The organism is Azospirillum sp. A29, assembly GCF_042604625.1.
GTDB lineage: Bacteria > Pseudomonadota > Alphaproteobacteria > Azospirillales > Azospirillaceae > Azospirillum > Azospirillum palustre.
The window spans coordinates 102,501-114,569 of the sequence record NZ_CP170467.1 but is presented as its reverse complement, the minus strand read 5'-3'; the positions used below and the strand labels follow the sequence as shown (position 1 = coordinate 114,569).

At 66.1% G+C, this 12,069-nt stretch carries 8 protein-coding genes and 1 rRNA gene (1 of these 9 cut by a window edge); 8 read left to right on the top strand and 1 reads right to left on the bottom strand.

The features are described from left to right. Positions 1-19: 19 nt before the first annotated feature. The 8 genes from ABNQ38_RS28660 to ABNQ38_RS28625 all read left to right on the top strand — a co-directional run bounded on the left by ABNQ38_RS28660 (position 20) and on the right by ABNQ38_RS28625 (position 10,370). Entirely contained in the window at positions 20-1,222 is a 1,203-nt protein-coding gene (locus ABNQ38_RS28660; protein WP_377810725.1) for a glycosyltransferase family 4 protein, read from the top strand. A gap of 375 nt (positions 1,223-1,597) precedes the next feature. Further along, complete coding sequence (locus ABNQ38_RS28655; RefSeq protein WP_377810724.1) at positions 1,598-2,767, top strand: glycosyltransferase family 4 protein; 1,170 nt, start codon at positions 1,598-1,600, stop codon at positions 2,765-2,767. A gap of 102 nt (positions 2,768-2,869) precedes the next feature. Further along, complete coding sequence (locus ABNQ38_RS28650; protein WP_377810723.1) at positions 2,870-3,802, top strand: polysaccharide deacetylase family protein; 933 nt, start codon at positions 2,870-2,872, stop codon at positions 3,800-3,802. Between the two features lie 342 nt (positions 3,803-4,144). Next, positions 4,145-4,438, top strand: a complete 294-nt coding sequence (locus ABNQ38_RS28645; RefSeq protein ID WP_098737743.1) for a phosphopantetheine-binding protein — start codon at positions 4,145-4,147, stop codon at positions 4,436-4,438. 17 nt (positions 4,439-4,455) lie between these two features. After that, on the top strand, positions 4,456-6,081 hold the full coding sequence (locus ABNQ38_RS28640; RefSeq protein WP_377810722.1) for a class I adenylate-forming enzyme family protein: 1,626 nt from the start codon (positions 4,456-4,458) through the stop codon (positions 6,079-6,081). An 86-nt stretch (positions 6,082-6,167) separates the two neighbouring features. Next, on the top strand, positions 6,168-8,207 hold the full coding sequence (gene asnB, locus ABNQ38_RS28635; protein ID WP_377810721.1) for an asparagine synthase (glutamine-hydrolyzing): 2,040 nt from the start codon (positions 6,168-6,170) through the stop codon (positions 8,205-8,207). A gap of 55 nt (positions 8,208-8,262) precedes the next feature. After that, entirely contained in the window at positions 8,263-9,267 is a 1,005-nt protein-coding gene (nadE, locus tag ABNQ38_RS28630) for an NAD(+) synthase (RefSeq protein WP_098737746.1), read from the top strand. Next, positions 9,264-10,370, top strand: coding sequence for a GNAT family N-acetyltransferase (locus ABNQ38_RS28625; protein WP_377810720.1), 1,107 nt, complete (start codon positions 9,264-9,266; stop codon positions 10,368-10,370). The genes nadE and ABNQ38_RS28625 overlap by 4 nt, the downstream gene beginning before the upstream one ends. A gap of 151 nt (positions 10,371-10,521) precedes the next feature. Here ABNQ38_RS28625 and ABNQ38_RS28620 read toward each other — a convergent pair. Then, a 23S ribosomal RNA gene (locus tag ABNQ38_RS28620) occupies positions 10,522-12,069 on the bottom strand (it continues 1,197 nt past the right edge of the window).

Sequence of the window (12,069 nt, the reverse complement as noted above, 5' to 3'; positions counted from 1 at the left end):
GAAAAGGACCCCGACGCCTATGGACAGCACCAACGACATCCGCACCCCCACCGGCCAACCGGATGCGCCCACCCGGACCGTCGTCGTGTTCGCGACGCCGGGCGCACTCGATGGCGGCGGTGGCATCGGCCGCATGACGGGCTATGTGGTCGACCAGTTCGACAGGTCGGGCACGACCCGCTCCATCATCCTCGACACCCGCGGTACCGGTAGCGTTCTGCTGTCACCCTTATATCTCGGCGTAACCCTGGCCCGGCTGGGCTGGATCCTTGCCCGCCGCCGGGCTTCCGTCGTGCACATCAACGTGTCGGAGCGTGCGAGCTTCCTGCGCAAGGCGGCGGTCCAGCTGGTGTCGGGGCTGATGTCCTGCCCGACCGTCGTCCACCTGCACGGTGCCTCCTTCGTCGAGTTCTTCGAGGGCGGCATGTTCGCCCGCGGCATCAGCCGCTGGCTGTTCAACCGCTGCGGCCGGGTGGTGGTGCTCGGCGACAACTGGCGCGACTTCCTGGTCCAGTCGGTCCGCACCGATCCCCGCAAGATCCGGGTGCTCTACAACGCCGTGCCGGATGTCGGCGCCGACCTCGGCGCGCCGAAACCGCCGGCACCGGGTGCTGTCCTGTCCCTGCTGGTGCTCGCAAACCTGTCCGAGCGCAAGGGCATCGGCACGCTGCTGCGCGCCTGTGCGCTGCTGAAGGAGCGCGGCCAGCCCTTCCGGGTGACCATCGGCGGCGGCGGCGACGTCGACGGCTACCGCGCCATGGCGGCCGAACTGGGGGTGGCGGAGGAATGCCGCTTCCTGGGCTGGATCGGCCGGGAGGAAGCGCATGCGCACATCCGGTCGCACGACATGCTGCTGCTGCCCTCGACCCATGAAGGGCTGCCGATGGTGATCCTGGAGGCGCTGTCGGCGCAACTGCCGGTCATCACCACGCCGGTGGGATCGATCCCGGAGGTGCTGACCGACAGCGAAACCGCCCGGATCATCCCGGTGAACGACCCCGGTGCCCTGGCCGATGCCGTGAATGAGGTCGGCCACGACGCGGACCTCTATCGCCGGCTGGCGGAGAACGGCCGCCGGCTGTTCCTGAAACAGTTCGTCATCGACGCCTACGCCAAGTCGCTTCTGGCGATCTACCAGGAGCTGGACCGCGGCGCCGTCGAGCTTTCCGGGGACCTGGACAAGCTGGCCGGATCGGCCGCCACCGCATCCAAACGGCGGTAGGCCATGGTCACGCAAATATCGATGATCGGATTAGAAAACAATCAATGCGGGCATAGCCGAAAGGGAGTCGCACATGCACAGGTTGGGTAACCATACCGGCAGGCCAACCCGTTCGGTCGCTCCACAGCGTACGAATGCTGCATCGCGTAAACTTGCACGTGAACGCTGCCCGGCCTCCGGCTGCGGCGCGTTCCAAAGGGCGGCAGCCCATCGGCCGCACCGCGACGCACCTGTCACGGCCTGATTGTCGGGCCGTCAAGGAACAGAGGCCGAAAACATAACAAGCCCGCCGCAGCCGTCGAAAGACGGACGTCACACGGTAAAAGCCGGGGCGCAACGCAGGAAAGGCGGGCCGGGAAAGGATCAGGAGCGGACATGATCTATATCGTCTCCCCCGGCGGTACCCAGGAGAAAGGCGGAATGGGCCGTGTGGTCGACAACTTCACGACCGATTTCCGGCAAAATTGCCCGGACGTGAAGTTCGAGGTGATCGACAGCTACGGCCCTGGCAAATTCCACCTGATGCCCCTCTATTTCGCGCGGGCGACCGCGCGGCTTGCCGGTTGCTTTGCCGCCAGCAAGGCCGATCTCGTCCACATCCATATGGCCGAATACGGCAGTGTCCTGCGCAAGGGCATCCTGATCGCCATGGCGCGCACCTTCGGCGTGCCGGTGATCCTGCATCTGCATGGCGGGCGCTTCCCCAAGCAGTTCAAGGACGCCGGTCCGGTGATGCGCTGGGCGATCCGCCGCATGATGGCGATGACCAGCGAGATCGTCGTGCTGGGCGAGTTCTGGCGCGATTGGGTGGCCGAGGCTTTCGGGCCGGAGGCGCGTCAGCGCACCACCCTGCTGCACAATGCCGTGCCGGGTCCGGCATCGCCGCCGGTGCGCGACGATGCGGAAGAGGACTTCGCCGGCCCGGTCCGCCTGCTGTTCCTCGGCCGGCTGATCAAGCTGAAAGGGATCGACGTCCTGCTGAACGCGCTGGCGTCCCCCACCTGCCGCGACCGCAACTGGCAGGTCACCATTGCCGGGGACGGCGATCTGGAAACCTACCGCAGCCTCGCGACGGAACTGGGCATCGCCGACCGCGTGCGCTTCACCGGCTGGCTGGATCAGGCCGGCTGCCGGCGCGAGCTGGCCGGCGCCCATGTGCTGGTCCAGCCGTCGATGTTCGAAGGTCTGCCGATGTCCGTCCTGGAAGCGATGGCGGAGGGACTGACCATCGTCGCCACCCCGGTCGGCAGCGTCCCCGACGCCATCGCCGACGGGGAGACCGGACTGCTCGTTCCGCCGGGTGACGTGGCTGCGCTGGCCGATGCGCTGGCGCGGGTGATCGACGACCGCACCCTGCGCCGCAACCTCAGCGCCGGTGCCCGCGCGCGGTGGGAGCGCCAGTTCGACGTCGCCGTGTTCCGCGAACGGCTGCTGGAGATCTACCGCCGCAACGCGCGCGGCAGCCTGAGCACGTCGCCCGCCGTTCCCGCCGGACCGGTTCCGGCCGCCGGACCGGCAGGCCATTCGAAGAGCACCACCGGCTGATCCGAAAAGCGGCAGGCCTCTCCCGGCTCAGGCCGATCGAGCCCAGGCAAAGACCTGGGCCCGGACCCGAACCGGGAGCATCGACATGAAGGAAGGGGCACCATGAAAAACGCCATTGCCAATCTGGTGCGCTGGTCGGGATTCGGTGCGATGCAGCGGTTCCTGAAGGCGCGGAATGCGGTCACCATCGTCGTCTACCACGATCCGGCCCCGGAGGTGCTGCGCGAGCATCTGCGCTGGTACGCCAAGCATTACGGCTTCACCACGCTCGATGCCGTCGCCACCGCGATGGAGACCGGCCGCTGGGACAAGCTGCCGGATTATCCGCTGGTCATCACCTTCGACGACGGGCACCGGAGCAACACCGCGCTGGCGCCTTTGTTCCGCGAATTCGACCTGCGTCCGACCATCTACCTGTGCAGCCAGATCGTCGGCACCGCCCGCCCCTACTGGTGGAAGACCGCCGCCGCCGACGGCATCGGGGTGGAACGGCTGAAGCGCGTGCCCGACCCGGAACGCCGCCGCCTGCTGGCCGAGGCCGGCAACGATCCCGACAAGGATGGCGAAGACCGTCAGGCGATGACCTGGGACGAGATCGCGCGGATGACCGATGTCGCCGATTACGGCGCCCACACCCGTACCCATCCGATCCTTCTGCAATGTGATGACGACCGCTGCTCCGACGAGATCGCCCTGTGCCGTGCCGAGCTGGAGGAGGCGCTGGGCCGATCCTGCCGTCATTTCGCCTTCCCCAACGGCGATTTCAGCGACCGCGAGGTGGAGGAGATCCGGCGTGCCGGCTACCGCACCGCCCGCACCATCGACCCCGGCTTCAACGACGCTTCGACCGATCCCTTGCGGCTGAAGGCCTTTCCGGTGTCCGACGACGCCACCGTGGAGTGGCTCAGCGTCCAGCTGACCGGTATCCCGGCCTGGCTGCGCAAGCGCAAGGCCGCGAACACCGGCGATTCGGCCAATGGGGCAACGCCCGAATGGACAGGTTCGATGGTAAAGCCCAAGTCGGCAGGCGTATGACCGTAAGCGCAGGCGCCAAGCCGAACGTCAAGCGTCCCGCGACAAGCTCTATTACGGGACAACAGAGTGGCTAACCACAGACTTCAATCCACTCCTATCCTTTGAGCCCTCGCAAACCACCGCGAGCATCACAATAAAATTGCATATCAGGCGGATGCGAGAACAAGGAGCCGGAAAACAGCGGGACACATGACAGGGGGTAGCCGGACCTACCCCCGACAGCGTCCCGGCCGAACACCCGGCTCTCCGTTCAGACCGACCGGCTTCCCGACCGAACCCCCGTTACGACACCCCCTTTACGACAACCCAAGTCGACCGAACCCAGCAGGAGTTTTCAGAGACATGCGGACCGCCACCCTGACCGACACGACCCTGACCGCTCCCGCCCTGCCGGAAATCCGCGCCTTCATCGTGGAGAATTTCCTGCTCGGCAAGGACTCCGGCTTCGACAACAGCGAATCCCTGTTGGAATCGGGGATCATCGACAGCACCGGCATCATGCACGTCGTCGCCTTCCTGGAAGAGCGCTTCGGCATTGCCGTGGATGACGACGACATGGTCGCCGACAACCTGGAATCGGTGGACCGCATCGCCGCTTTCGTCGGCCGCAAGCAGGAACTGCGCAACGCCGCCTGATCCCAAGGGGAGCGGGAATGCGAGCGGCCAAAAGACGGGCGAAGAAGGACATCACCATGGCCCATCTGGTTCACCAGTTCCTCAGCGAGACGGCCAAGCGGGATCCCTCCCGCACCGCGCTGATCGCCGGGGATGCCCGCCGCAGCTTCGCCGAGCTGGACCGTGAAAGCGACGCCGTCGCCTGCGCGCTCCAGTCAGCGGGGATTGCCCGCGGCGACCGCGTCGCGGTGATGCTGGAGAACTCCATCGAATATGTCGCCGGCCTGTTCGGCACGCTGAAGGCCGGCGGCGTGTTCGTGCCCGTCAACCCCTCCACCAAGGCCGACAAGCTGACCTATCTGCTGGCCGACGCCGGCATCCGGGTCCTGATTGCGCCATCCGCCTTGGCCCGGCAGGTCCTGCCGGCGCTGGAGACGGTGGAGACGCCGCCGACGGTGCTGTGGGTGGGCGCCGGCCTGCCCGACGGTGCCACCGGCCTGCTCTATGCCGACGCGCTGGCCGCACAGCACCGGCAGCCGGCCGAGCCGGGCCTGATCGACCAGGATCTGGCGGCCATCATGTACACGTCCGGCACCACCGGCCGGCCGAAGGGCGTGATGCTGACCCACGCCAACTACGTCAACACCAGCTGGGCAATCTCGACCTATCTGGAGAACACCCCCGACGATGTGGTGATGTGCGTCCTGCCGCTGACCTTCGGCTATGGCCTGTCCCAGGTGCTGACCGGCGCCCGCGTCGGCTTCACCCTGGTGCTGGAGCGTTCCTTCGCCTTCCCGTTGGAAACGCTGAAGCGGATGGTGCAGCACCGCGTCACCGGCCTGCCCGGCGTGCCGACCGTTTTCTCCACCCTGCTGGGGCTGGAAGCGGCGAAGACCGCCGATCTCAGCTCGCTTCGCTACCTGACCAACGCCGCCGCCCCGCTGCCGGCCGCCCATCTCCAGCGGCTGCGCGAGCGCTTCCCCCAGGCGGTCTTCCATTCCATGTACGGCATGACCGAGTGTTGCACCCGCATCAGCACGCTCGATCCCGCCGAACTGGAGCTGAAGCCGGCTTCGGTCGGACGCGCCATCCCCAACTGCGAAGCCTTCGTCGCCGACGAGGAGGGCAGTCGCCTTCCTCCCGGTCAGGTCGGCGAGCTGGTGGTGCGCGGCGCCAATGTGATGCGCGGCTATTGGAACCGGCCGGAGGAGACAGCCCGGCGTCTGCGCCGCGGCCCGCAGGGCGAGACCCTGCTGTTCACCGGCGACCTGTTCACCCAGGACGCCGAGGGGCACCTCTACTTCGTCAGCCGCAAGGACGACGTCTTCAAATGCCGTGGCGAGAAGGTCAGCCCCAAGGAGGTCGAGAACGCTCTGTACGAGCTGGAGGGTGTGCTGGAAGCCTGCGTGATCGGCGTTCCCGACGATGCCGACGGGTTGGCGGTCAAGGCCTTCCTCGTCGCCCGTGACGGTGTCGCCTTGTCAGACGCGGCGATCCGCCAGCACTGCCGCGGCCGGCTGGAAAGCCACCTCGTGCCGAAATTCATCGAGTTCCGCGACAGCCTGCCGAAGACCGACTCCGGCAAAATCCGGCGGGCGGAACTGGTGGAGGAAATCGGCAAGCTGGCACGTCCGGCGGCGGCATCCGTCCGCTCCCCCGCATAGCGGGGAACGGGCAGGACAGGAGCGGAACGCTCCCCCTACAGAACACCACCACGAACACTACCCACCCCAGGACAGAGAGCACGCTCATGTGTGGTGTCGCCGGAGTTCTCGCAGGATCGCGTGCCGAACCGGCCGGTCTGGACGAGCTGAAGCGCATGATCGCCATGCTGGGCCATCGCGGCCCGGACGGCTACGGTTTCTACCGTGACGACCGCATCGGGCTTGCCCATGCGCGTCTCAGCATCGTCGGTCTGGCCGGCGGCTTCCAGCCGATCCACAACGAAGACCGCACCCTCTGGATCAGCTTCAACGGCGAGATCTTCAACCATGTCGAACTGCGGCGGGAGCTGGAGGCGCGTGGCCACCGCTTCTACACCCAGACCGATACCGAGGTGATCGTCCACGCCTTTGAGGAATACGGCCCCGCCACTTGGGCCAAGCTGAACGGCCAGTTCGCCATCTGCCTGTGGGACACCACGCGGCGCGAACTGTGGCTGGTTCGCGACCGGCTCGGCATCCTGCCGCTGTTCTATGCCCGCCGCGGCGACCACCTGGTCTTCGCATCCGAAGCCAAGTCGCTGTTCGGCGGCGGCCGGGTGGCTCCGGCCTTCGACCCGGCCCGCCTCGCCCAGGTCTTCACCCACTGGAGCACCGCGCCGCACGGTAGCGTGTTCGCTGGGGTGGAGAGCGTGCCGGCCGCCACCGCGATCCGCGTCGACTCCACGCTGGCGCTGCATGTCGACCGCTACTGGCAGCCCGATTTCGCTACCGACCCGGCGCTGGCGAAGCTCTCGCTGGACGAGGCCGCCGACCGGCTGGAGGAGAAGCTACTCGACGCCATCCGGCTGCGGCTGCGCGCTGACGTGCCGGTCGGCGTCTATATCAGCGGCGGGCTCGATAGCTCGGTGATCGCAGCGCTGGCCCGCAAGCTCGACACCACCCACATGCACAGCTTCGGCGTCCGCTTCACCGATGCCGGCTTCGACGAGACGCCGCAGCAGCGGCTGGTCGCCGGCCATGTCGGGACCGAGCATCACGACATCCTCTGCAGCCCGCAGGACATCCAGGCCGCCCTGCCCGACGTCATCCGCCATGGCGAAACGCCGCTGGTCCGCACCGCCCCCGCCCCGCTGTTCCTGCTGTCGCGTCTGGTGCGCGAGAGCGGCATCCGCGTCGTGCTGTCCGGCGAGGGTGCCGACGAGTGGCTGGCCGGCTACGACATCTTCAAGGAGGACAAGGTCCGCCGCTTCTGGGCGCGTCAGCCCGACAGCAAGGCGCGGCCGAAGCTGCTGGGCCGCGTCCATCCCTTCGCCGCCGTCAACGGCCAGAAGGACAGCCCGCTGTGGCAGGCCTTCTTCAAGCGCGGGATGATGGACACCGACGAGACCTTCTACGCCCACCGCACCCGCTGGCGGAACACCGCCTGGTCGCAGCGCCTGCTGTCCGCCGATGTTCAGGCCACCGCTGACGATGCCGCCTTCGAGGCGCATGTCGCGGCCCATCTGCCGGATGGCTGGTCGCGCTGGTCGCCGCTGGCGCGCAGCCAGTGGGCGGAGATCGCCACCTTCATGACCCCCTACCTGCTGTCGGCCCAGGGCGACCGCGTCGCCATGGCCAACAGCATCGAGGTCCGCTACCCCTTCCTCGACCCGGCGGTGGACGACCTCTGCGCCGCCCTGCCGGACCGGGTGAAGATGCTGGGCCTGCGCGACAAGCTGGCTCTGCGCCGGCTCGCCGCCCGCCATCTGCCGGCCGAGATCTTCCAGCGGCCGAAGCGGCCCTATCGCGCGCCGATGACCACGGCCCTGTTCGGCGACGGCGCCCCGGACTATGTCCGCGACCTGCTGTCGCCGGAAGCCCTCGCCCGCTACGGCCTGACCGATGCCGCGGCCGTCTCCGCCCTGGCCGACAAGGCCCACCGCCAGAACGGCCGCATGGCAGGCGAGCGGGAGGAGATGGCGCTGGTCGGCACGCTGACCCTGCAGATGCTGGCCCACTACGTCCACGACGAACTGCCCCAGAGCATCCGCGACCAGCGGGCCGCCCTGGACCGCGCCGAAATTCACGTGCTGGAGGATCTGGCCGGCAACGCCCGGACCGCCGCACCCCAGCCCACCGCGGCCTGATCGCCGCGACCGTTTCCGACCGACGATGCATCAACCCCCATTGGGAACCGTGACCATGCTGAACGCCCTCACCTCGTTCGACTCCAAGGCCCTCGATCTGGATTGCGCGGCCGCGGCTCGCGAGATCGAAGACGCCATCCAACGCATCGTCGCCCATGATCTGCGCCGCCAGGGCATCGTGCTCGGCGTGTCCGGCGGCATCGACAGCTCGGTCTGCGCCACGCTCGCCGTCCGCGCCCTCGGGCCGGAGCGCGTGCTGTGCATCCTGATGCCGGAAAAGGAAAATTCGCCGAAGAGCACCCGCCTCGGCACCCTGCTCTGCGAGCATCTCGGCGTGACCCCGGTGATGGAGAACATCACCGGCCCGCTGGAGGCGCTCGGCTGCTACGAGCGGCGCGACAACGCCATCCGCCGGCTGTTCCCGGAGTTCGGCCCAGGCTGGAAGCAGAAGATCGGCCTGGCCGGCAACCTGCTGGATGCCGACCGCGTCAACTACTTCACCCTGACCGTCGAATCGCCGGACGGCGAGCGCCAGACCAGCCGCATGCCGGTGGACGTCTATCTCGATGTCGTCGCCGCCACCAACCTGAAGCAGCGCATGCGCAAGACGGTCGAATACACCCATGCCGACCGCCTGAACTACGCCGTGCTCGGCACGCCGAACCGGCTGGAATATGAGCTGGGCTTCTTCGTGCGCGGTGGCGACGGTCTGGCCGATCTCAAGCCGATCGCCCATCTCTACAAGTCGCAGGTCTACCAGATGGCGGCCTATCTCGGCCTGCCGGCGGAAATCCAGGCGCAGTCGCCCAGCACCGACACCTACACGCTGCCGCAGTCGCAGGAGGAGTTCTACTACGCCCTGCCCTACGACAAGCTGGATCTGGCGCTCTGCGCCTACGGTCGCGGCGCCAGCGAGGAGGAAGCCGCGGAAGCTCTGAACCTGACCGTCCAGCAGGTCCACCGCGTCTACAAGGACATCACCGCCAAGCGCCGCACCTCCGCCCGCATCCTGCGCGATGCCCATCTGGTGCAGCCGGTGTCCGTCGGGGATGAGGCATGAGCGTCATCGACTGGAAGCAACGTGGCGTCGCCCGGTATGAACCGGGCGACCACGCCTCCCTGGAGGCATTCCAGCGCGCGCATTTCGGGGCCGAAGCAATCCAGCTGTCCCCAGACCACTTCCATTGGCTGTTCGAAGAGCCGCCGGAACGGGAGCATGAAGGACCGCAGCTCTGGCTGTGCAAGCGGAACGGTGCGGTGGTCGGGCAGCAGGGCGGCATCCCCTTCGCCCTGAAGGTCGGCGAGCGCAACCGCCGGGCCTCCTGGGCGATCGATCTGATGGTCGCCCCGGAATGGCGCCTGCGCGGCGTCGGCCCCGCCCTGTCGGAAACCCACACCGGAGCCAGCGATCTCGCCGTGTCGCTGTCGATGACGGAGGCCGCCTACAAATCCTACAAGCGCGGCGGCTGGCTCGACCTCGGCAATGTGCCCACATATCTGCGGGTGATCGACCCTCTGCGCTGCCTGCGCGTCAGCCCCTATGGCGGCGGTCTGGCCAAGCTGGTCGCCAGGGTGGGCAAGCCGGCGTTAGCGTCGGCCTCGATGGGCTATGGACTTTCGGCCAAGCTGCTCGGTGCCCGGCTGGTGGAGATCGACCGTTTCGACTACCGCGTCGACGACCTCTGGGAGGCGGCGTCGCCGCAGCATTCGGTGATCGCCCGGCGCGACTGGGCCTTCCTGAACTGGCGCTTCGACCTGTCCCCCCAGGCCGACCGCTTCCGCCGTTTCTACGTCATGCGCGGCGAGACCGTTCTGGCCTATGTCGTGCTGCGGGTCGATCACTGGAAGGGCGAACCGGTCGGCGTGGTCTGCGACTATCTGGCCCGGCCGGGCTGGCTGATGGCGGCCTTCTCGCTGATGACCGAACTGGCGCGCCGGGAGGGTATGGTTGCACTGATGTGCAGGACGCTGAACGCCCAGGCGGCGCGGCCGCTGTCGATGATGGGCTTCCTCTGCCTGAAGAACGGCCTGCGCACGCCGACCCGCATGATGGTGCGGCCGGCGCTCGACCAGCCGGAACTGACCGGTACGGTGGGCGATCCGAAGAACTGGTTCGTCACCATCGCCGACAGCGACATGGGCTTCAAGGCGTTGGGCGAGTAGACGAAGAGCCCAAACTCCAAACGCGAGAAGGCCGCCTTCCCACAAGGGAGGCGGCCTTTTCGCTGATCGCGATAAAATCGAGTTTCAAGTGACGGGATGCGTCTTCAGATCGTCCATGAAGCGGCTTACCGCTGTGCATGGCGCCCGGTGAGAGATCAAGCCGATCGAGCGATTAGTAAGGCTTAGCTTCAGGCATTGCTGCCCGTCCACATGCCTCCTATCGACGTGATGGTCTGTCACGGCTCTCAAGGGAGCTCTGGTTTAGAGGTGGGTTTCCCGCTTAGATGCTTTCAGCGGTTATCCCGTCCATACTTAGCTACCCGGCCATGCCACTGGCGTGACAACCGGTGCACCAGAGGTATGTCCATCCCGGTCCTCTCGTACTAGGGACAAATCCTCGCAAAACTCCGACACCCACGGCAGATAGGGACCGAACTGTCTCACGACGTTCTAAACCCAGCTCACGTACCACTTTAATCGGCGAACAGCCGAACCCTTGGGACCTGCTCCAGCCCCAGGATGTGATGAGCCGACATCGAGGTGCCAAACGACTCCGTCGATATGGACTCTTGGGAGTCATCAGCCTGTTATCCCCGGCGTACCTTTTATCCGTTGAGCGATGGCCCGTCCACGTGGAGCCACCGGATCACTATGGCCGACTTTCGTCTCTGCTCGACTTGTCAGTCTTGCAGTCAGGCGGGCTTATGCCATTGCACTCGTCGAGCGATTTCCGACCGCTCTGAGCCCACCATCGCGCGCCTCCGTTACACTTTGGGAGGCGACCGCCCCAGTCAAACTACCCGCCATGCAGGGTCCCGGACCCGGATAACGGGCCACGGTTAGATGCCAGAGACTTCAAGGGTGGTATTTCAAGGTTGGCTCCACACGAGCTGGCGCCCATGTTTCCAAGCCTCCCACCTATCCTACACATGAAGTCCCTAGCACCACTGCAAAGCTGTAGTAAAGGTGCACGGGGTCTTTCCGTCTGACCGCGGGAACTCCGCATCTTCACGGAGAGTTCAATTTCGCTGAGTTGGTGTTGGAGACAGCGGGGAAGTCGTTACGCCATTCGTGCAGGTCGGAACTTACCCGACAAGGAATTTCGCTACCTTAGGACCGTTATAGTTACGGCCGCCGTTTACCGGGGCTTCAATTCAGAGCTTGCACTCCTCCTCTTAACCTTCCGGCACCGGGCAGGCGTCAGACCCTATACGTCGCCTTGTGTGGCTTCGCAGAGCCCTGTGTTTTTAGTAAACAGTCGCTACCCCCTGGTCTGTGCCCCCCGCCATGGCTTGCGCCACAACGGGGCCCTCTTCTTCCGAAGTTACGAGGGCAATTTGCCGAGTTCCTTCAACACCATTCTCTCAAGCGCCTGGGTATACTCTACCAGTCCACCTGTGTCGGTTTGGGGTACGGTCTGTAAGGCGGGGCTATTTCCTGGAACCGGTCCACAGCACGATCAATCCGATAAGATCGTACACGCTTTCCAATCCGTCACCTCCGCCAGGCCCACGAATATTAACGTGGTTCCCATCGACTACGCCTTTCGGCCTCGCCTTAGGGGCCGGCTCACCCTGCGTGGATTAACCTTGCGCAGGAACCCTTGGACTTTCGGCGACAGTGTTTCTCACACTGTTTGTCGCTACTCATGTCAGCATTCTCACTTCCGATACCTCCAGGCGGCCTCACGGACACCCTT